The 21860-nt window shown below is 45.1% G+C and carries 19 protein-coding genes and 1 pseudogene; 6 read left to right on the top strand and 14 right to left on the bottom strand.

Annotated elements, in window-relative coordinates:
• Positions 1-32 precede the first annotated feature (32 nt).
• The 4 genes from licT to garR form a co-directional block, all read right to left on the bottom strand.
• Positions 33-890 carry a BglG family transcription antiterminator LicT gene (gene licT, locus ACUUJN_RS08650; protein ID WP_023987951.1) on the bottom strand — a complete coding sequence of 286 codons (858 nt, stop codon included), beginning with the start codon at positions 888-890 and terminating at the stop codon, positions 33-35.
• A 223-nt stretch (positions 891-1113) separates the two neighbouring features.
• Positions 1114-2472, bottom strand: a complete 1359-nt coding sequence (locus tag ACUUJN_RS08645; RefSeq protein WP_028542872.1) for a GntP family permease — start codon at positions 2470-2472, stop codon at positions 1114-1116.
• Between the two features lie 53 nt (positions 2473-2525).
• The gene (locus ACUUJN_RS08640) at positions 2526-3971 is read right to left on the bottom strand and encodes a four-carbon acid sugar kinase family protein (protein WP_340958432.1); all 1446 of its coding nucleotides are present in this window, start codon (positions 3969-3971) and stop codon (positions 2526-2528) included.
• A 41-nt stretch (positions 3972-4012) separates the two neighbouring features.
• A complete protein-coding gene (garR, locus tag ACUUJN_RS08635) occupies positions 4013-4906 on the bottom strand; it encodes a 2-hydroxy-3-oxopropionate reductase (RefSeq protein WP_341062888.1) in 894 nt (297 codons plus the stop codon).
• A gap of 242 nt (positions 4907-5148) precedes the next feature.
• Between garR and ACUUJN_RS08630 the strand changes: the two genes are divergently transcribed.
• On the top strand, positions 5149-5769 hold the full coding sequence (locus tag ACUUJN_RS08630; protein ID WP_023987947.1) for a GntR family transcriptional regulator: 621 nt from the start codon (positions 5149-5151) through the stop codon (positions 5767-5769).
• Between the two features lie 87 nt (positions 5770-5856).
• Here the strand turns inward: ACUUJN_RS08630 and ACUUJN_RS08625 are convergent, their stop codons facing one another.
• Both ACUUJN_RS08625 and ACUUJN_RS08620 read right to left on the bottom strand, forming a co-directional pair.
• Entirely contained in the window at positions 5857-6192 is a 336-nt protein-coding gene (locus tag ACUUJN_RS08625) for a carboxymuconolactone decarboxylase family protein (RefSeq protein ID WP_023987946.1), read from the bottom strand.
• Positions 6189-6575: a tautomerase family protein gene (locus tag ACUUJN_RS08620; protein ID WP_023987945.1), complete on the bottom strand. Its 387-nt coding sequence runs from the start codon at positions 6573-6575 to the stop codon at positions 6189-6191. The genes ACUUJN_RS08625 and ACUUJN_RS08620 overlap by 4 nt, the downstream gene beginning before the upstream one ends.
• Positions 6576-6686: 111 nt before the next feature.
• Here ACUUJN_RS08620 and ACUUJN_RS08615 point away from each other — a divergent pair, with 111 nt between their 5' ends.
• Positions 6687-7562 carry a LysR family transcriptional regulator gene (locus ACUUJN_RS08615; protein ID WP_484669508.1) on the top strand — a complete coding sequence of 292 codons (876 nt, stop codon included), beginning with the start codon at positions 6687-6689 and terminating at the stop codon, positions 7560-7562.
• 163 nt (positions 7563-7725) lie between these two features.
• On the opposite strand, the gene ACUUJN_RS08610 is transcribed toward ACUUJN_RS08615, so the two are convergent.
• The 4 genes and pseudogenes from ACUUJN_RS08610 to ACUUJN_RS08595 all read right to left on the bottom strand — a co-directional run bounded on the left by ACUUJN_RS08610 (position 7726) and on the right by ACUUJN_RS08595 (position 12264).
• On the bottom strand, positions 7726-9654 hold the full coding sequence (locus tag ACUUJN_RS08610; protein ID WP_484669507.1) for a PTS fructose transporter subunit IIABC: 1929 nt from the start codon (positions 9652-9654) through the stop codon (positions 7726-7728).
• 67 nt (positions 9655-9721) lie between these two features.
• A complete protein-coding gene (gene pfkB, locus ACUUJN_RS08605; protein WP_338533435.1) occupies positions 9722-10633 on the bottom strand; it encodes a 1-phosphofructokinase in 912 nt (303 codons plus the stop codon).
• Between the two features lie 2 nt (positions 10634-10635).
• Positions 10636-11382 (bottom strand): DeoR/GlpR family DNA-binding transcription regulator, encoded by a 747-nt coding sequence (locus ACUUJN_RS08600; protein WP_023987941.1) that lies wholly within the window; start codon positions 11380-11382, stop codon positions 10636-10638.
• Between the two features lie 350 nt (positions 11383-11732).
• Positions 11733-12264 (bottom strand): annotated as a pseudogene (locus tag ACUUJN_RS08595) (O-methyltransferase).
• A 32-nt stretch (positions 12265-12296) separates the two neighbouring features.
• Here ACUUJN_RS08595 and ACUUJN_RS08590 point away from each other — a divergent pair.
• The gene (locus ACUUJN_RS08590; RefSeq protein ID WP_071558953.1) at positions 12297-12767 is read left to right on the top strand and encodes a LysR family transcriptional regulator; all 471 of its coding nucleotides are present in this window, start codon (positions 12297-12299) and stop codon (positions 12765-12767) included.
• Between the two features lie 89 nt (positions 12768-12856).
• Here ACUUJN_RS08590 and ACUUJN_RS08585 read toward each other — a convergent pair whose 3' ends face one another.
• Entirely contained in the window at positions 12857-13939 is a 1083-nt protein-coding gene (locus ACUUJN_RS08585; protein WP_071558954.1) for an ankyrin repeat domain-containing protein, read from the bottom strand.
• Between the two features lie 205 nt (positions 13940-14144).
• Here ACUUJN_RS08585 and ACUUJN_RS08580 point away from each other — a divergent pair, with 205 nt between their 5' ends.
• The 3 genes from ACUUJN_RS08580 (at position 14145) to ACUUJN_RS08570 (ending at position 16209) form a co-directional block, all read left to right on the top strand.
• Positions 14145-14819: a Crp/Fnr family transcriptional regulator gene (locus tag ACUUJN_RS08580; RefSeq protein ID WP_028542883.1), complete on the top strand. Its 675-nt coding sequence runs from the start codon at positions 14145-14147 to the stop codon at positions 14817-14819.
• Positions 14820-14895: 76 nt separating this feature from the next.
• A complete protein-coding gene (locus ACUUJN_RS08575; protein ID WP_028542884.1) occupies positions 14896-15708 on the top strand; it encodes a DNA alkylation repair protein in 813 nt (270 codons plus the stop codon).
• A 90-nt stretch (positions 15709-15798) separates the two neighbouring features.
• Complete coding sequence (locus ACUUJN_RS08570; protein WP_484669506.1) at positions 15799-16209, top strand: DUF4183 domain-containing protein; 411 nt, start codon at positions 15799-15801, stop codon at positions 16207-16209.
• A gap of 92 nt (positions 16210-16301) precedes the next feature.
• On the opposite strand, the gene ACUUJN_RS08565 is transcribed toward ACUUJN_RS08570, so the two are convergent.
• The 3 genes from ACUUJN_RS08565 to lpdA all read right to left on the bottom strand — a co-directional run bounded on the left by ACUUJN_RS08565 (position 16302) and on the right by lpdA (position 21835).
• Positions 16302-17996 carry a methyl-accepting chemotaxis protein gene (locus ACUUJN_RS08565; RefSeq protein ID WP_053325106.1) on the bottom strand — a complete coding sequence of 565 codons (1695 nt, stop codon included), beginning with the start codon at positions 17994-17996 and terminating at the stop codon, positions 16302-16304.
• A 346-nt stretch (positions 17997-18342) separates the two neighbouring features.
• Positions 18343-20328 (bottom strand): AraC family transcriptional regulator, encoded by a 1986-nt coding sequence (locus tag ACUUJN_RS08560; RefSeq protein ID WP_484669505.1) that lies wholly within the window; start codon positions 20326-20328, stop codon positions 18343-18345.
• A 121-nt stretch (positions 20329-20449) separates the two neighbouring features.
• The gene (lpdA, locus tag ACUUJN_RS08555) at positions 20450-21835 is read right to left on the bottom strand and encodes a dihydrolipoyl dehydrogenase (protein WP_484669504.1); all 1386 of its coding nucleotides are present in this window, start codon (positions 21833-21835) and stop codon (positions 20450-20452) included.
• Between the last annotated feature and the right edge of the window lie 25 nt (positions 21836-21860).

Raw genomic sequence — 21860 nt, 5'->3', positions numbered from 1 at the left:
ATCACTTAGAAATCGTTTGCAAGCTTTTTTTTCTAAGAAGTAGCCATATCGTTTCTGGAGGTTACACGCTGTATATGAATCGTCAAATACACTTTTTCGTCAATTGACATAGCACTTTCATGCTTTAATTCCAAATATTGATTGATTAATTGGGTGCATTGAAAAGCCCTCGCATATTTATCTTTGACCTGATCATACAAGAAATTGTCACCTGAAGCCAGTTGCTCTTGTTCATTGCTCAGCAATCGTTGGGCAAAGTACTGCAAATGAGTAATAAACCGGGAATAATTGAACGAAGTTTCATCCAGTGTAATCTGATAGTAATCGGTTACAATGTTGAAAATATCATCAATGACCTCGGTAATCTCAACCGTTTGTTTCATTCCCTGACCGTCTTGTCTTGCATTTACAAAATGCATAGCAATAAAGCTGGCTTCATGCTCATCCATTTGGATGCCAAATTGAGCATGGATGATATCCAATGCATTCATTCCAATCATAAATTCTTTCTTGTAAAATTTTTTAATTTGCCATAACAGTGAATTTTTAAGTCCCACGGATTTTCTGTATCGAGAGATGGCAAATTGAATATGGTCAATCAGAGAAATATAGATATTATCACTAAAAATATCTCCCATTTCCCTTTTCGCGCTGCCTACAATTTCATCCGCCACCTTTAAATACTCTACAGATGTTTCTCCAATGAGATCAATTAATTTTTGCGGAATTTTATCAGACTTTAATACAAAGGTTTTTTCTATTTTTTCCTCATCAACCCTCTGACCATTTTTCTTTTTAAAGCCCAGACCATTCCCGATGACAACAAATTCATGACCCACCTGATTTTCGGCCCGGATGACATTGTTGTTAAATATTTGCCGGATGATCATTTATCTGCTCACCTCATTGATGTAATGACAAAGTTTGTAATAACAAAAAAAACCAAATAACGACTAAATCAATTAGTCATTATTTGGGTATCGCCTGCTAACCAGTAACAATCCCGAAGGGCACTTGACCCTTCATTCAATTACTCTTACTATACCGCTTTCAAAGCAGAATAACAATACAATCATGCTGAAAAGTCTTCTGGGAAGATCGTTTATGAACAAATCAGATAAAAATACTGAGTATCATCACGATACCAAAAGCACTGAACCCGAGAATGGTTTCCATGACTGTCCACGTTTTCAGCGTTTGAGGTACGGACAGGTTCATGTATTCTTTAACAATCCAGAAGCCGGAGTCATTCACGTGGGACAAAATGATCGAGCCTGCTCCGGTAGCCAACACCAGTAGCTCCGGGCTCACCCCCGGCATCGTGACTGCAATCGGAGCGACAATACCTGCCGCCGTCGTCATGGCTACCGTGGCGGAACCAACGGCGGCCCGGATAAGACCTGCAATCACAAAGGCCAATACAAGCGGAGACAAATGTGCATGCTGGGCAAAACCTGCAATCGCATCTCCTACACCGCTGGCAGTCAGAATCTTGTTGAAACCACCGCCTGCACCGATCAGCAGGATGATAGAAGCAACCGGACCCAGGCAATCGTTCGTAAACTTCAATAGCTGCTTGCTATCGAAGTTGCGTGCATAACCAAAAGAGTAAAGCGAGAACAGCAAAGCAATCAGCAACGCAATAATCGGACTGCCGATGAAATCAATGACCTGTCTGAAGACGTTGGCTTCTGGCAAAATCAGATCGACAATCGTCGCCAGCAGCATCAGGATAACGGGAAGCATAATGGTGAAGAGTGTAATACCAAAGCCCGGCAATTCTCTTTCTTTCGTTTCTGTAAATTGTTCCATCAATTCACTCGAAGTCTCCACCTTGATACGTTTGGAAATCCAGCTTCCGTAGATCGGACCCGCAATCGCTGCGGACGGCAATGCTACGATAAGCGCAAGGAAGATCGTTTTACCAATATTCGCGTTAAAGATACCTACTGCCAGCATCGCTGCCGGATGCGGAGGGATAAGACTATGCACAACCGCCAATCCAGCCACGAGAGAAATTCCGATTTTGATCAGCGAAGTTCCGGTATGCTTGGCGATTACGAATACGAGCGGAAACAACAGTACGATACCTACCTGAATGAATACCGGGATACCACAAATAACAGCGACCACCATCATGGCCCAGTGAACATTTTTCTCACCGAACACCCGCACCATGGTCTTGGCAATCTGCTCCGCACCACCAGACTCAGCCATCAGCTTACCCAGCATCGTACCCAGACCAAGAACAATGGCGATAAAACCGAGCACACTGGCCACACCTTCTTGATAAGCTGTCACAATACTTTTCAGCGGCATACCTGCAATTAGACCCATGAATACAGCACCGACGATGAGCGCGACAAATGGGTTCATTTTGACTTTAGCGATCAGCACAATCAGTCCAATAATAGAAATAAGTGCATACAATAACAAACTTGCATCATGACTGAGTCCGAATACGGAATACATGTTATAACCCCCTCATTAAGTAAGCGCTCTCTAAGTTTGTTGAAAAACAGGGGTTAACCCTGCTCGTTTTCAATTTTCTCTACGGTTTCCAGCAATGTTCGTTCTCCGCCCACATTACCAGGGAACACAATATACGGAATGCCGCTGAATTTGGCTTCGTTTCCGGTCAGCCACACAGGGATGCCTGCCGCAACCTGGCCGAGTACACGTGCTTTTCGGATAGCAAGACCTTTGGTTGCCACATCACTGGAAGTAATGCCGCCTTTGGCGATGATAAACTTAGGCACCGTCTCAAGCGACTGTACGATTTCGACCAGTGCACCGGATACCGTTTGACTAATTTTGAAATTATCAGCTTTATTATCTACCGCAATGAGTTTGCGGCTACTGTATACCACCACATTGTTGCCCGCAGCCAGTTGTGTATTGGCTTCTGCGATAACACGGCTTAATTCCTGTGTGTAGCCCTCAGAATCCAACACCCGTTCCACATCAATTTCAAGACCCACAATTTCCGGGTACGTAAGTAACTGCTCCAGCTGTTTTGTTGTTTTTTGAACATAGGAACCGACGACCACAATACCACCGTGACCTTCCTGTCCACTTGCAATCAGTCGTTCCTTTGGCAAATATTCCTGGTCAGATATCCCGGCATACGATTTCACAAAAGAAGCAGCTGTGCGGAAAATAAACGTTTTCCCTTGCTCTTCTGCTTTCAGCAGCCCCAGTGATACTACATCCATATCCGCATACGAAAGCACGTTGACGATGATTGGTACGTTATCCTTCGCTTGTAGCAATACTTCTTGCACAGCGTCTGGTCCCTTGCGAATCTGTTCCAGTGAAATAACAAGACATTCCGAGGCATGAATACGGCCTTCTGTCTTTTCTTCCACCCAAGCGGTTAAATCGCCGTTTTCATAGCCAAATACCTTATCCTTGGCAAACTCCGACTCATGTACGGGGATTAGCGTATCATCCTCCACCATATAGTGGGTGTTGCCTCCGGTTACTCGTCCAGCTTCGAAAAAGGCTGGAATGATCAAATGACCGTCGTAGCTCCGTCCACTTTGACGCGATCCTTCTTCTGCCAGTACGTCCGTTTCCAGCGGGTAATACCCACGCAACATGGAATCACTACGGCTGACAAAGGTAAATGATTTTCCCTTTTCGGTGGCGACAGCCTGTACGTTGCGAGCAATCTCGCGGTTAATCCGTTCTGCGGTTTGCGCATCAAGTCCGCGTGTATTGGTCAGGATATAAAAAAGCGTTTCCGGTGAGTCGAATGCTTCACGAAGCAATGCTTCATCCCACTGCGTCAAAACATCAATATCATGAACGGTTTGTACCCCGGTCGGATCATCGTCTAATACGATAATTTTCCGTCCTCTGGCGTCATTAATCCGGCGAATTTCCTGACGCAATCCTTTGCTGTCCCATTCAGGAGGCAATTCTGCTTGAAGAGCTAACAACGAAGTATATCCTGCATTTACATTCATGTGATCTCCACCTTATTCAAATTCTTGATTAGCATGCTCTACTACTCTGCTTTTACCTGTACGCCTGCGAGTTTTTCAAAATATTGCACGATTCCGCCGTGATCATCCGCCGCTTTACCATCCACTTTGAGTGCGTGGAATATTTCCAGCAGTTGGCTACTAAGTGGCAACGGTACACCGATGTCATGCGCGGTTTCCATAACGTTCGTGATGTCCTTGAGGTTAATATCAATCCGACCCCCAGCTACAAAATTCCGTTGCAAGATCAGAGGAACTTTAGCATCCAGTACCGCACTGCCTGCCAATCCACCGCGAATCGCTTGCACCATTTTTTCAATATTAATTCCCGCCTTGGCTGCAAATACAAGCGCTTCGGACATGGCCGCGATATTCAGGTTCACCATGATCTGGTTAGCCAGCTTTGCCGTTGTGCCGCAGCCGTTATCACCAACCAAGGTGATATCCTGACCCAGCACATGCAGAACATCCAAGACATGCTCAAACACTGATTCTTTGCCACCAACCATAATCGCCAATGTCCCATCAATTGCTTTCGGTTCGCCACCACTGACAGGGGCATCCAGCATGTGCAGACCAGCCTCAACGGCTTTCACCGACAGCTCTTTGGAGACGACTGGAGAAATCGAGCTCATATCAACGATAACGCTTCCAATACTAGCCCCTTTTAAAATCCCGTTCTCACCCAAAATGACTTCTTTCACATGATTGGAATTCGGCAGCATCGTAAAAATGATTTCACTGCGCTCCGCAACTTCCTTCGGGGATGCCGCTGCATGTGCGCCTGACGCAACCAAAGTAGCGACGGTTTCCTGATTAATATCAAATACGGTCAGCTCATAATCCGCTTTCAAAAGATTTAACGACATCGGACGACCCATAATACCTAATCCAATAAATCCAATTTTCTTTGTCATGTTAAAGTCCCTCCATAGCTTTTCGAATTCGATTTCCTATTCAGGATTTTAGATAAATCCATTTGTAAACGCTTTTTATCACATGTAAGCGCTATTAATTTGTATTTACATTTGCGATTGTACACAATAAATTAATTTTTGTATACAAAAATTTAAAATTTGCATCAATTTTTATCAAATACATAGGAAAGACATTGTTTAACCTCCATCTTTTCGCTAAAGTAGACGTAGAGGTGAATGACATGCAGTACAGCAGCAATAACTCTCGAACGGCGCACCAGCAATCTTATGAAACACTGCGTGATATGATCCTGAACGGAACCATCCCTCAAGGAACCAAGTTGGTCGAGGAAAAGCTTGCCACGCAGCTCGGTGTAAGCCGCACGCCTATCCGTGAATCCATCCGCAAATTGGAGCAGGAAGGGCTTATCGTCAATAAACGTGTAGTCAAGCTATCTGAAACCGACCTGCGCAATACCTTTGAGCTACGGATGCTGCTTGAAGGACATGCGGCGCGCAGCGCGGCTGCCTACTTGTCCGAGACAGAGCTACTGGCTTTGGAGCAATGTGTGGACATCGGGCGTTCCGGCTCGCTGGATGAGGTGATGCAAGCGAACAAAGAGTTTCATGAGATCATTATGAAGGCCAGTAATAATTCGATGATGATTGATTTGTTTGATCGGATGCAATCCGTTATTTATTTATTCCGTCATACGGTCGTCTACTATCATCGTCCCTTTCTGATTGATGAGCACCAGCATATTTGTGAGGCTATCCGCGCACATGACGGCGATGCAGCAGAACGGCTGATGAAGGAGCATCTGCAGGCCGATCTGGACTTTTGCCTGCATCTGATCAGATAGTCCTTCGCTTCTCCATTTGTATGCCATACCAAAAAACCGCCAAACACTCGGAATCCCTTGTGCTTAGCGGTTTTTTTAGGTTCATGTTTAACTCTCTTTCTCTTTACAAAATACCTCTTTGGCAACCTGAATAGCTGAGGCTGCCCGGGGCCATCCTACATAAAAGGCAAGCTGTGTAATGACCTCAACCAGTTCTTCCTCCGAAATCCCGTTCTCCTTGGCCAGTTTCAGGTGATAAGGGAGTTGATTTACATGCTCACCCGCTACCAATGCGGAGACGGTGATGAGACTCCGTTCTCTGAGAGATAGCTCACTTCTTCTCCATACATCTCCAAAAAGAACATCCTCCGTATAACCTACAAAAGCGGGAGCAAAATCACCGATGGTTTCTCGAACACTCGATTTGATCAATTTATGCTTCATACAATCATCTGGGCAAGTCCGTTGCCAAAGGACCAATCCTCTAATTCAGTCTCTACCAGTGTTACAAATACATCCTCCGGTCTAACCTTACATTCAATAGATAAGAGTTCCGCTAACTTTTGGTAGAAACTCTTTTTTTGTTCCGTAGTTCTACCCGTTCCCATTGTAATTTGAATATACAGCAGCTTATCTGTTCTGGGTACATTCAAATAATCGGGACTATAATAAAACTCGCTTTGCTTATGAGCATGAAAAACCTGAAAGTAATCTTTTTCCGGAACCTGAAAATGTTCGATCAAAGCGTTCATGATACAGCGGCTAATCCAAGGCAGCTCTTGCTCTGTGTATTGCTGCTCCATGTATCCAACTCGTACAAATGGCATGCTCATCTCTCCTATCCGTTGGGATAAGATAATTGTACTCCCCTTACTTTCATCTGTATAATTGAAAATAATCATAAATATATTCAATTTCACCGATGGAGATGAGCATGCGTGGATCTGAAAGAATTAACTACATTTCGTACCATAATCGAAGAAGGAACGTTTTCAAAAGCTGCTGCCAAATTAAACTACGCTCAGTCTACAGTCACGAGCCAAATCCAGAGGCTAGAGAAAGAGCTGGGATTTCAGCTTTTTAAAAGGGGTTGGGATGCGGAGTTAACGTCCCCAGGCAAACTATATGCCGAGGAGATAGACGGGCTTATTCAGCATTGGAATTTTGTAATGGACCAGGCGAAGTCTCTGAAAAAGGAGGAGATTGGCACGCTTCATATCGGTGTGATTGAAACGGTGGCGGCTACCGTACTGCCCTTGGTTCTACAGCAGTTTCGAGAGCATAAACCGAATATTACGTGCCATTTTACAGTTGGAAACACGGATGCACTCGCAAATGCTTTGGTGGACGGTAAGCTGGATTTTGCAATCTCTGGGGAACCTCACTCGATTCCTTCCTTACACTTTGAACCCATATATCACGAACACATCGCCTTTATTGTGTCCCGTAATCACCCTTTTGCGGTAAAAAGTGAGCTTCATCTCGAATATCTGTACGAGTACCCGCTTATCGTCGGAGGTAAGAACTGCTTGTACCATATACGACTGGAAAAAGAACTTTCCCGCTTCCCGTCGATGCCGTTTTTTTATACTGTCAGTCAAATCTCGTCGATCCCCACATTTGTAAAAACGATTCCTTCAGTTGGAGTGGTTCTATCATCAATGCCTATGCAGGAGGAGCTGGTCACCGTCCCCCTCCAGTTAACAGACCCGAATATTCCTATTGGACTCCTACAAAACAACCATCACCAGCAGTATATGTTTTCGGCCCGAAAGCTGTTTATACAGCTGGTTAAGGAGCTTTGTAGGCTATAGCTCCAATGCAATAACTACTAATAAGCTATATAGGCAAAGCCGACACCTTTGCATAAAGAAAAAGCCGCCAAACACTCAGAAACCTGGTGTTTAGCGGCTTTACTATTTTGAAGGCCTAAGGAAATGTGACCCTCTTTTTATTTTTTCACTCCTGTGATACCCGTTATTTCGCTTCGAGCGGTTTTTTCCACAATCCCAGAATGAGCGCGGAAATCACGGAACCAATCGCCACTGCAAGCAAGAACAACAAAGCATGATTGGCAAGAGCTGCTACAAAAATTCCGCCATGTGGAGCTGGAAGATTGATTTGCCAGAACTGCGTCAGACCACCAGCAATCGCTGAACCTACAATACAAGAGGTCAGGACACGCAGAGGATCAGCAGCTGCGAATGGAATGGCTCCTTCCGTAATGAAGGACAATCCAAGTACATAGTTCGTCAAGCCAGACTTGCGCTCTTGCTCAGTAAACTTATTTTTGAAGAACGTCGAAGCTAATGCGATCGCCAACGGAGGTACCATACCACCTGCCATAACAGCCGCCATCATAGCTCCGTTCGTGTTACCACTGGAAGTAAAGACACCGATCGAAAATGCGTAAGCTGCTTTGTTAAAAGGTCCACCCATGTCGATCGACATCATTCCGCCCAGAATCAGACCCAAAATAACTGCATTACCTGTTCCCAAATTGTTCAGAACATTGACAAGCCACGTATTAATACCACCGAAAATCGGATCGAACAGGTAGAACATAATCGCGCCTGAAATTAGGAGTCCAAATACAGGGTATAACAAGATTGGTTTTAAACCATCCAGCGCTTTCGGCAGACCTGCAAAAGCTTTACGCAGGAAGATCACCACATAACCAGCCATGAAACCAGCTGCCAGACCGCCAAGGAAACCTGCATTAGAGTTTACAGCCATCAGACCCCCAACCATACCTGGCATCAGTGCCGGGCGGTCTCCAATGCTCATCGCGATAAATCCGGCCAGTATCGGAATCAGGAAGTGGAACGCACCTGTTCCACCGCCAATTGTCTGCAACAGTTGGAACAATACATTGTCTTCTCCTGCCACTTGTTCAATCAAGAAGGAAATTGCTAACAAAATCCCCCCGCCTACAACGAATGGCAGCATATGAGAAATACCGTTCATTAAATCCTTGTAGATTTTACTGCCCACGCTGCTCTTCTCCGCTTTCGACTCATCAGCGCTGCCTTTACCTTCACTACGATAAATTGGGGCATCGCCGTTCAGCACTTTGCGGATCAGTTCCTCAGATTTACGGATACCGTCGCTTACTGGTCTTTGCAATACAGGTTTACCGTCAAATCTGGCCATTTCAACCTTCTTGTCAGCTGCGACGATTACACCTTTGGCACGGCGAATTTCATCCGCTGTCAGTACGTTTTGTGCGCCTTCCGAGCCGTTCGTCTCTACACGGATATTTACACCCATTTCTTTCGCTTTCTTAATGAGAGCATCTTCTGCCATAAACGTGTGTGCAATGCCTGTAGGACAAGCGGTCACTGCAACCACAAACTCGTCAGAACTCGGATTGCCAACGATAACGTCTGGTGTTTGCTGCGCTTTGGCAACCTCTTTCTTAGCCTCTTTTGCTTTCTTGGCAGCTTCTTCTTCCGCCTGCTTGGTATCAAACAGCATAGCTACTTCATCCGGTGTTTGCGTTTTCATAAGGCTCCCGATAAAATCGGTATCAATCAACAGTCGGGAAAGGGCAGCCAATGTGCGAAGATGCGTATTTGCTGCTCCCTCCGGAGCCGCAATCATGAAGAATACTTTCGCCGGCTCACCGTCCAACGATTCGAATTCTACGCCTTTACTGCTTTTGGCGAAAACGACGGTCGCTTCATTCACGGCTTTGGTCTTGGCATGCGGCATCGCAATGCCGCCGCCAATTCCAGTGCTGGATTCTGCTTCGCGTTTGTAAATCATTTCTTTAAACAACGCCCGGTCATTAATACGTCCACTTGCTTCGAGACGAGCGATGAGCTCCTCAATCGCCTCGTCTTTTGTCGTCGCCTGCAGGTCCATGATCATCGTTTCTTTAATCATCAGGTCTGTTATTCTCATTTTTCACACTCTCCTAAGTTCGATCAGCGTGTTGACACACGCATAATAAGCTCATGATGCAGCTGGATTACTGTTTTGAAATCGTGACTTGCGGCCGTAATTGTTCAATCTTCTCTCTAGTAGCCAGATCATCGGAGAACGCAGTTGCGCTTCCGGATGCCACCCCTGCACGGAATGCTTCGATCGGATCGCCATGAAGAGCCAGCGTACCCACGAATCCAGCAATCATTGAATCACCTGCGCCTACAGAATTTTTCACCGTTCCTGCTGGTACATTTGCGTGATACACTTCATCTGCCGTAATGAACAAAGCCCCTTCTCCTGCCATGGAAATCAGTACATTTTTTGCACCTGCTTCCAGCAGCTTACGACCGTAAGTGACGATCTCCTCCTTTGAATGAATAGTTACGCCAAACAACTCAGCCAGCTCATGGTGATTCGGCTTGATGAGCAGCGGTTTATGAACCAGTGCCTTCATCAGCGCCTCACCTGTGGTGTCGATGACGAATTCAGCTCCAGTTTGCTGGCATACGCTAATCAGCCGATCATAGAAGTCTCCTCCAAGTGACGGCGGGATACTTCCCGACAAGACGACAATGTCATTTTTCTGGAGTCCCGCCAGCTTTTGCACCAACGCATCGGCCTCTTGCTCACGAATCGCAGGTCCCAAACCGTTAATTTCCGTTTCATCGCCATGCTTGAGCTTAATGTTAATCCGTGTGTCATCTTCGATAATTACAAAATCAGTTTTAATGGATTCTTCCCGCAATGTATCGTCGATAAACCTGCCTGTGAATCCTCCGAGAAAACCAATCGCCGTGCTATCTGCTCCCAACTGGTTCAGTACACGTGATACATTAATTCCCTTACCACCTGGCAGTTTTAAATCACGTTTCATCCGGTTCAAATCACCAAGCTTCAAATCATCAACTTCCACGATATAATCAATGGAAGGGTTCAGCGTTACTGTATATATCATTGTTATCCCTCGATTATCTTAGTTTTCTGAGCGATGGATCGGCGTGACCGTTCTGGCATCGATTCGGTAATAAGTATAGCTTCCTTGAGCTCGAACAGTTTGGCGAAGGTTACTTCTCCAATTTTGCTGGAATCGGCTAACACATACGTTTTGCCAGACAGCTGGTGGGCACGCCGCTTGATCAGCGCCTCTTCAGGATCAGGAGTCGTATACCCCATTTCCATATCCACCCCGTTCGTTCCTAGAAAGCACTTGTCGAATCGAAAATTGTCCAAATTTTGTAGGGCAATACTCCCGATTACGGCTTTGGTATGAATTTTCATCATCCCTCCCAGTAGATAGCTTCTGATTCTTTTGCTTACCAGTGCTTCTACGTGGGATAGTCCATTCGTCACGACCGTCACGTCTTTAGCTTCAATGTAAGGAATCATCGCCATCGTTGTTGTTCCCGCATCCAGATAAATACATTCGCCATCCAAAATTTCTTTGGCTGCTATACGGGCCACTGCATTTTTTTCTTGAACGTTTTTGAATGTTTTTTCTTCCATGCCAGGTTCCTGACTTTTCTGATTCAGCAAGGTTGCCCCGCCATGAATCCGCTTGAGCAACTGACGGCCCTCAAGATCTATCAAATCACGCCGAATCGTTGACTCAGAAGCTCCCAACAGATCAGCCAATTCTTGCAACTTTACAACACCACATTCTTGTAAGCGCTGTATTATTAACTTGTATCTTTCTTCCGTCAGCATCATCATTCCCCCAACTGTTCATATCGTACCACAAACTTGACAAAAAACAATCATTTTTCTTCAAAAAGATTCAAAAAAATTCATTTCTAATTCATTTTTTTACAAAATGGTGAATTCCTGATCCAATCATTATGATTGCGTTTACATTTTAAAGAAAATCCATCTACTTTTATGTAAATTCATTCTTCTTACATAGGAATTCAGCAGTAAACGTTCAAAAACGTTCTAAGGCTTCCATCAGTACTATTTTACCATTATGCGCACAATTCGTCCCCATCTTCTCTACTCAGAAAAAAGCTAAACACGAGGACTGATCCCCTTTGTGTTTAGCCAATCGAGACGCTTAGCGTTCAGCCCTTAACGATTCCAATGACGAAACCGTCATACCCCTTGCTCCCCACGGTTTGGATAGCTGTAGCTGTAATTCTTGATTCTTCAGCCAGCATATCATAAAACTTTCTTACTCCCTGCACCTGAGGGTCTGTGCTCAACTTCCTCCTCTTTCATCTGTGCTAACTGCTCCAAAGCTTCTCCCTCCCGAAGTTCCACCATTCCATCCAACTGAGCCAGCGATATATTCGACCGGGCAATTTTAGCATGGATCGGGTTGGCTTCCAGCGTAACTATTTTTCCATCCTTCAGCAACGCCCTTCCCAACCAGATTGTACTGTAGCCTCCCAAAGTACCGATCTCCAGCACGCGTCGCGCTCCCTGCATTTGAGCAAGGATATTTAATAGCTTTCCCTGATTGGGCGATACATCATGCGGAGGTAGTCCCGCCTTTTGGTTAGTAGCCAATACTTGTTCCAAGACAGCATCATGCGGAACGAGACTCTCCGAGATATACTGGTCTACTTGATCCCACGTGTTCGTTTGATTCATTCGCTCCACTCTCCTTTGGATTAACTTACAATTTGATTGTAAATGAATTATTAGGGAGTGTGACACGTGCCTCTGAACTTTTAAATATTAGCCAACCTGCGATTACCGCCCAGATTAAAAAATTTGAAAAAGAAATATCTCTCACACTGCTCATGCCGCTAGGAAGAGGGATTGCCTTAACGGATGCTGGTAAAAAGCTTGCTGTACTCGCCAAACGGCTCTTTGCCGTCGAACAGCAAATCGAACAATTATCTCAAGATTATCGTGATGGAGTCCATGGTCATATCCGGCTAGCAGCTACTTATTTACCGGCTCATTTTCTCATTCCAGCCTGGATTGCAAAATTCAAACAAGAATATGAATATGTAGAACGCGGCGAGCTGTGCCGGGTATATGTAGAAGACATCCAGCTTCTCAATTCAATCGCCATCTGTACCCGCAAGAACGAACCCCTATCTACCGCTACCCTAAATCTCATTCAGCTCATACGTAACCATTCCTGATGAGCATTAGGCATCTGTGTACACTAGCGCTGTATTTTAAAATAACAAGAGCCATGACTGCGTGCATACCGCATTCATGGCTCACCTCGTTATGATAAATATTCCCCCTCAATAATCTTCTCCAGATAATCTTCCGGCTGTGCAAGAAACTCGGCAAAGCTGCACACATCCGCATATTCCTGATGCTCCTCGTCATAATAACCCAGGCACTTCTGCCTCGGATTCCACACCAATATAATATCCGAGTAATTATCTACTTTTAGAGACAGACGCAACAGCTTTTGCCGACCTACCTTCATCTCAACCGTATCTATGAATGAGAAGAACTCAACAAATTGAATATCAAGATCATTTTCTGGCAGGTCCACACGGAGCTGATCCCCCATCAGAAAGGCAACAATCTCCTTTGGAAGCTTGTAGCTTTTCAAAGCATGTCGTTTATTTTCCAGATTATGAAATGCTGGAGGCTCTACAGACTTTAAATACTCAGCCATTTCTACGTTTTTATTACTTAGTGCAATTGTATATGCCCGTTCTCCATCTTTTTCTGCCAGCGTCACATCAGCGCCTTGCTGAACCAAATACTTCACCATCGCAAAATCATTGTTGCGTGCCGCCACTGTCAAAGGCGTGGCTTTATAAGGATATACCATATTAGGGGCATTGAAATTAATATCTACGCCATGTTCCAATAGTAATGCTACTGTTTTCAGGTCATGCTTACTAACTGCGTTGCGGAGTGTTGCTCCAGCATGCTGCTTCATATCGAGGCCCAGCTCATGGATAAGCAGCATATTGCTTTTGTTACCGTAGTAGGCTTGCTCATAGGCACCGGATTTGACATGATTTTTCCCGTCCAGCTTCGCGCCATGGGCGACCACATAACGGACAATCTCTTCGGTACCATAGCGAACAGCCGTCAGGAATGCGGGATTATCCTTCACATTAAGTTGAACCCCCTCATCGACCAGTAGCTTCAAGACTTCCATTTGCTCAGTGATGAGTGTAATATCCAATGGACTTAATGTCGTATATTTACTGAGTACGATCCCTTGTTCTATATCCCAGCCTTCGGTCAGAGCTTGGCGTAAAGCGGATATATTGCCTTGAACGATATGCATCGCTATCTCAGGAAGAACCTCGAAATTGCCTACATCTTTTAATTTAATCATCGTTATTACCTCACTCTTTATGTATCTACTATCAAACATGCATATCTATTTTATACCAACCTCCCCTTTACATAAATCCGACAGATTCCCCAAAATTCATTATTCACTCTAGCGCAAACAAGTGAGTAATAGAGGTCAAAATACCTCAGAGAAGCTATAATTGTATTATGATTCTGTATACCCTGTGCAACGAAAAGGAGAACATATGAATAGCATTCAATACCTGTCCCAATTTAATTTGCTTCATAGTCTCTCATTAGAAGATTTAATTGAAATGGACCAAATGACCTCCATTACGACTATAGCGAAAAAAAACTTTATACAAACCCCAGAGACCTTTTCCGAGGGACTTTATTTTGTGAAAAAGGGAAAAGTACGTCTGTATAAGCTAAACGCTGACGGAAAGCAATTTACTTTGGATATCCTCAGCGAAGGAAATGTATTTGGTGAAATGGATATGATTTCACTGGGGACAAGGGATATGTATATAGAAACGATAGAAGAATGCGATATCTGCCGGATGGACAAAGACCGATTCGAGCATTTTTTAATAGAACATCCCCGGTTCATGATGAACATGATCAAGGTGTTAAGTGACCGAATCTCAGGAATGAGCAGTCTGGCCCAGCATTTAGCTTTGGGAAATTTACAGGATAAAATTTTGTATGTTCTTCTGAAATTGTCCGATCAGTTCGCCCTCCAAAGCCGTGAAGAGTATTGCAAAATCAATTTTCCTCTCTCCCATCAGGAAATTGCGAATCTGGTCGGGGCCACCCGTGAGGCTGTAACAACTGCTCTTCAGGAGCTTGTCAAAGAAAAGGTCATTAAAACCGGCTTTAAGACGATTTACATCCATCGCGAAAAGCTAATGAAGTTGTAAACTACATTACATCTATACTCCTACCCAAAAAAGTATCGTATACCTATCAGACAATTTACGATATGGAGTGAATGAAATGTTACACCGAAAAGGGGCCCGCAAAGGGTCAGATATTCCTAATGATGTGCTTCAGCTGCTACAGCAGGGGCGGCTTGAGACGGTGAATCTCACCGAATGGCTGGCTGTCGATCATGTTGTACTATTGCAAAATACTCTTGATGAATTTGGCTTGCAGCGATCATCCGATGTCTTCATGACCGAATTGAATCAGCTGAAGGAAAAGAAGATCATGAAAATGATACCCGCAATCGCGCGAGCGTGGCTTCATGTGTTTGAGCAACAAGCGATAGAAGAACGTATTCGCATCTTTGATGCGATGGCCTCCCATCTTTCAGACAGCATTCGCTGCTGGGCTGCCTACATCATCGGGATTGATCCCCGTTTAAGTGTAAAGGAAAAATTGGCTGGCATTCGCCCCTTTGCAGCCGATTCCCATTTCGGAGTACGTGAAATAGCCTGGATGGCCGTGAGAGAATCCATATCCTTGCAACTGCTTGAAGGGCTTGCCCTGTTAGACAGTTGGGTGCGAGATGAGGATGCTAACATACGTCGTTTTGCCATTGAATTAATCCGGCCACAAGGCGTTTGGGCCAAGCACATCCCTGAACTAAAAGAACATCCCGAGCTGGCTCTTCCTCTCTTGGAGGCTGTTCAGTCCGATCCGGCCAAATATGTCCAGGACTCCGTTGGTAATTGGTTGAATGACGCCAGCAAAACCAACCCAGAATGGGTTCTTCAAGTTTGTAATGCATGGCTGATGATTTCGGATACCAAAGAAACGAAGCGAATAGTAACCCGGGCCCAAAGAAGCTTGAACAAAGAGAAATAATTGGAAGACTCCTCCCCCATCCAATCCATATCTAGAATATTCACATAAACTATAATATTTATCTGGAATATTAGGAATGGAGGAATTCCTATGTCTATTATTCGAATCTATCTGGAAGCAGACAGTATCGTATCTGGAAACATTGCTATTACAACAAGTATCAATGTCACTCCAGTGGTTAATCGTTACACAGCTATTGTCGTGCTTGGTAATATATTAGGTGGAGTGACCACTATCCCGGCACAAAATTTCACAAATGATAGTGGTACTTCAGTCGCGGCAAACAGTCTTGTTGTTCCGACCAGTAGCGGATACTACAATGTATTTGTAAATGGGACGTTGCAGCGAGGCGGCTTAACAACGCTTTCTGTTACAAATCTAATTATAAATACAGGCCTGATTGTTGGTGCAACAGTAGTCGTTGAGGTTGTTAATTTCAACTCTAGTGCTTCCTCAACCTCTGTCAACAATGTCACAGTAACGACTACCATAAGCGACTGAGAGAATGCCTTCGTAAAATTACTATAAAAAACCGCCAAACACAGGGTTTATCCTCGTCTTTAGCGGTTTATTTCTCTTTGAACCTCGAATATTTAAATCTTGAAGTTCTCTACAAGCACCTGAAGCTTCTCGGCCAGTGATGAGAGGAGCGCTGCGGAGGATTCCACTTCTTGCATGGCAGCAAGCTGTTGCTCCGAAGAGGCGGACAGGGACTCTGCCCCTTTAACCGTATGGTTAGAGACCATTACGGTATTCTGAATGGCTTCAACGAGCTCTTCAGAGATCAGCGCCAGATCCCGAACTGTGGCTGATATTTGCTCGCTTTGGGAAGACATGTCGGAGATGGAGACTTCAATCTCGGAGAAGGAGCGCCCGGCTGATATGATCAACTCCTTGCCCTGCATCATTTCGTTCGTGGAACGCTTCATAGTTTCTCCTGCCTTGTCCATTTGGGCGATAATCAGACTGATCAGTTCGCTGATTTGTGTGGCAGAATTGGCAGAACGTTCGGCCAATTTGCGGACAGAGCCAGCGACAACGGCAAAGCCCTGACCTTCTTCTCCGGCGCGCGCAGCTTCTATCGCTGCATTCAAAGACAGCAAGTTGGTCTCCTCGGCGATGCTGGCAATGGTGCCGACAATGTTCTCAATCTCCTTGGAGTGGCTGCCAAGCGTATGAATAATGCTTGAGAGATCGCCGATGCTTTCGCTGACAACTCCCATTTGGGAGGTGGTGGAATCCATTGATTCCCGGCCAAGGCGTGCTTTCTGGACATTATCCGCGGCCTTGTTCATTGCGATGTCCGCATTGCCAGCAATATCGCTGATGAAGCGGGACATATCCTGAATAGCTTTATAGCTTCCTTCCAGGTTTTGCAGTTGGGTATGCGCCCCATCTGCCAACTCAATCGTAACATTCACGCTATGCTCTCCAGCACGGTTCGTTGCCTGTGCGCTGGCAGACAGCTCTTGAGAGGAAGAAGCGACCAGCATAGAGGTGTCATTGACCTGAGTAATCAGGTTGCGCAGGTTCATTGTCATATCGTTGAAGTCGCGGGCCAGCGTCCCGATTTCATCCTTGTTTTTGAAGAGAAGCGGTTCATGGGTAAGGTCGCCCTTGGTAATGGTGTTCACAGAGGCTGACAGCTTGGTAAGCGGACTTACCATATGGCGAATCAACAGGTAAACAACAAGGATAGCCACGATGAAAATGGAGCCGCCAATAATAAAGGGCTGAACAATAATATCCAACGTCCGTTCCTGAATTAACGAGCCGTCAAAATTGATGGCCATCAGTGCAACAATGGGCTTGGTGGGATCATGGTCCTGATAAATGGGGCCGTATCCAGTTTTGAGCGAGGTTCCTTCATATGTATAAACCTTGGAATATGCTGAATGTTTCATGGTAGTTATCATTTCTTTGTCTTCGTCTGTAAAGTAGAAAGAATCGCCAGCTTGATAGCCTCTTTGCTTAAAGTTGGCATCGGCGGCCAAAATTTTTCCATCTAAAGAGATAATAAAAGCCTCCTTAAAAATAGGCTTATGGGCTACAATCCAGCCGATCCGGTCTTCAATGGCAGCAAGTTTGCTGTTATCTCCACTGACCAGAGCCGATATATCCGCAGGATCTATAAGGCCAGTCGTAATATTGGCGCAACCCACCAGCTCGATTCCAGCAGCTTCATCCACTTGATGGTAAGCGGTACGATATCCGAAGTATCCAATGGAGGAGCCTACGAGAAGCAATATGATGAGCATCATCCAAGTTAATTTTGTTGCCAGCTTCATTATTTGAACCACCAATCCTGACTCTAATAAATTTTTGTGACAATCCGTTTTCACTGCTACGATTATAGCCTATCAACACTTACTATAATATGGCATTCCAGTGTCGGAAGATGTCGTTTTTTGTGAGAATAGTCACTGTTTTTTGTAAACGAGGACGTTGCAGCGAACAACAGTCATTAATGGCGTGGTGACGACTACAATAAGCGACTGAGGTGAGTGCCTCTGTTGAATTACGACAAAAAAACTGCTAAACACAGAGGTTTATCCTCGTTTTAGCAGTTTTTTTGTCTATGAATCAAGTGTTTCATCGGTAACGTATTTTCGATTTTTATAGCTGTATTCAGCTTTATTTTTTGTGGGCTAATAAGAGATTAACTATGGTATCCAATTGAAGCTCCAATGAATAAGGGTCTTCCATCACAAACTCATCCCCTTTATCGCTAAATGAACCGTACATATAAACCTGTCCTTTTTTTACAGCCGGAAGGCCTTTCCATAGCTCACTATGCAGAATCTGATTAGCCCCTTCATCTTCTGAACCGTATACAAAGATGTGATCTCCCATATACTCGGGTAAAACTTCAAGCGAAATATTTTCAAATCCTTCTTTCATGTTCAATGCCTTTTTGGTAGGTGGCAGCTTTAGCATCTGATAAATGGTCGGACTTCCGTAATTGCCGCCTTTTGCTGCAAAAACATATATCGATTTATTGGCGACTTGTACAATTGAAACCGTCTCTCCGTCTTTAACGATACCTTGAATTTTCGTTCTGGCCTCTGCAGCTTTCTTCTCATATTCAGTAATCCACTGCTCGGCTTCTTTCTGCTTGCCAAAGATTTCGCTAATTCTGCGGAATTTATCCAGCGGTCCCGCTGTAGATTCGCCTTCCCAATACGGCAGGAACACAGTCGTTCCTACCTTTTGGTAGCTGTCGATGTTCTTTTCGATTGAACCGATAATTAAATCCGGTTGCAGAACGGTCAGTTCCTCCAAATCCATAGGAAATTCACCGAGATCCTTGATACCGGCCAATTTCTCTTTGGGATATCCCGATTGATCAATCCAAGCCTCATTCAGCATAAAGCTTCTGACCCCCACCGGAATAATCCCCAGCTTCAAAAGATGACCCATATACTGATCCGATGCCACTCGTTTCGGGTTTGCAGGTACTTCCACATCGCCTTTTAATGTCTTAACCGTTCTTGTCTGTGCTTGCACTGCCGCTTGTCCATCGCTGTTGGATGATGTCGCTGTATGATGATTAGCCTTCGTTTGCGAGCTTCCATTTGTATTCGTCGGAGCCGAGCAAGCTCCCAGCATCAATGATAAACACAGCATAATCATCATGGCCGTTATTTTGACTCTTCCGTGCATAAACAAATCTCCTTCCGCGTTATACCGATATTGATAATCAATATCAGTATAACGTGCGAAAGATGTCCGCTGAAGGGCATATTTAAGCATCGTTTGGGGCATATCCTGATCTTGCTTCTGAGCATGATGCTCCCGTTCCTTTTTGAATCGTACGGGAGATAGTCCCTTATATTTCTTGAAGCTGCGACTTAAAGAATGGGCATCTGGATATCCCACACGCTCTGCGATCTCCTGCAAAGTGGCGTCCGTCTGCATTAGCAGTTCTGCCGCTCGATCTGCTCTTACTTGGCCCAAGTAATGAATCGGACTGGTATGCATTTTATTTTTGAACAACCTGGATAAATGTCCAATACTGCATTCTAGCTCCTCTGCAATGGACTCAAGTGCCATAGGCCGACTAAAATGCTCACGAATATAGGCTACAGCCTGCGATACCAGGTCGGGCTTAAGAGGCTCAATGCCCTGCCGATACAACTGCTGCAACAACTCATATACAAATTGTTGAAATAAGGCTTTGACATGCAGTTTGCCAAGTCCGGAAGCTTCACGCCATTCTTGCTCCAACAGCTTCACTTTATCGTACAGGGGCAGTGGGTAATGAGGTGCGAAAGCATACTGGTTCTGAAAAGGATTTTCCTTTTCCAGCAATTGTGCAATCTCTTTGCGGCTAGGCAGGGCAAACGTTGCCTTGTACAAAATGATGTAATATTCAAGCACCTCTTCCGCCAGGATACTCAGGCACATTCCTTTTCCGCCATGCAGTACATGGAAACGCTCTACCCTGTGAATACTGTTATCCAACCGTACCCGTGCGTTTCCACGAACGGTATACAAGAACGCACTGGCAGGAAGTCGATAGGTTCGTAGCTCCTCCCCTTCTTCGATCTTCTTATGACGAACATCCATCACCTGTATAAAAACATGATTCCACAGCAAAATGTGATCATTCAACTTCATTGCTTTTGTTCAGCCCCCGATCCAAACCATCCACGTACCTGCTCAAACTCATATTCAAACTATAATATATTATAGTTGATAATTATTCTCACAGGCAATGAAGTGATTTCATACGGAGCCTCTACTTTGGACGGTCCATTTTTCTGACCGCATTCTCCGCAGCCTCCATGATTACTTCTCCCAATGTAGGATGGGGATGAATGGTTAGAGCTAAGTCTTCTACGGTTGCTCCCATCTCGATAGCCAGAGCAAGCTCGGAAATGAGTGTTGAAGCTTCGACGCCGACGATTTGCGCCCCCAGTACGATCCCCGACCCCTGCTTTGCTACGATTTTGATGTACCCCTCTGCTGCCCTTAGCGCCAATGCTCTGCCGTTAATTGCAAAGGAAGCTCTGCCAATGACAATCGGTAAGGCTTTTTCCTTTGCTTCTGTTTCACTTAGGCCAACACTAGCCAGCTCTGGTTCAGAAAAGACAACCAGCGGCATGGCTTTATAATCCACTTTAGCAGCTTGACCTGCAATCGCTTCTGCCGCAATCTTCGCTTCATAGGAAGCCTTATGGGCAAGGGCTGGACCCTCCGTAATATCTCCAATGGCAAAAATATGCGGAATAGCCGTTCTACACTGCTCGTCTGTCTCGATCAACCCCCTGCTCGTCAGTGGCAAGCCAATGTGCTCCAATCCTAATCTGCCATCCGTATTCGGTTTTCTGCCTACAGTAACTAATACAAACTCAGCGGTGACATGATGCTGCTCTTGATCTTTTGAATAATGCAGCGTAATAGTATCCGTATTATGCACGACTTTTTCGGCTATCGCCCCAGTTACGATGCTTGCACCATCTGTTTTCAATTGCTTAACAACAGGGGCCACAAGGTCCGTCTCAAATCCCGGCAGCACCCGTTCCCCTCCCTCCAGAATCATTACCTTTGTTCCAAATTTGGCATACATTTGTCCAAGCTCAACGCCAATATATCCACCACCTATCACGATCAGGCTGGACGGAACCGCTGGAAGCGAAAGCGCCTCTGTAGAGGACAAAATACGTCCGCCAAACGGAAATGCTTTCAGCTCGATTGGACGGGAGCCGGTTGCCAATATGGCATACTTAAAGGATATCGTTTGTTCCGCTCCATTTTGATTGATGATGGCTGTATGCCCATCAACCAAACTCGCCTCCCCTTCCAGAATGCTCACACCTGCCGTTTTCATTAAAAAGCCAACTCCGCCTGCCTGCTTATTCACAATCCCCTGTTTGAAAGCCTGAGCATTCACGAATGACATCGCTGCATCTGCCTGATTTACCTGCCTGAGTATATCATAGCGATGTGCTTCGGCAATCAAAGCTTTGGATGGAATGCAGCCCACATTCGTGCACACTCCACCTAGCTGACTGCGTTCAACAATCGCCGTTTTCATTCCAAGCTGAGAAGAACGCAATGCTGCCACATAACCTCCTGGCCCTGATCCAATGACCAGTGTTTCTACAGATTCATGCTTGCTCATAACTAATACCTCCTGTTAAAATGGC

The organism is Paenibacillus sp. LRG-1, from assembly GCF_057220305.1.
This window is presented reverse-complemented; position numbering and strand designations above follow the sequence as displayed.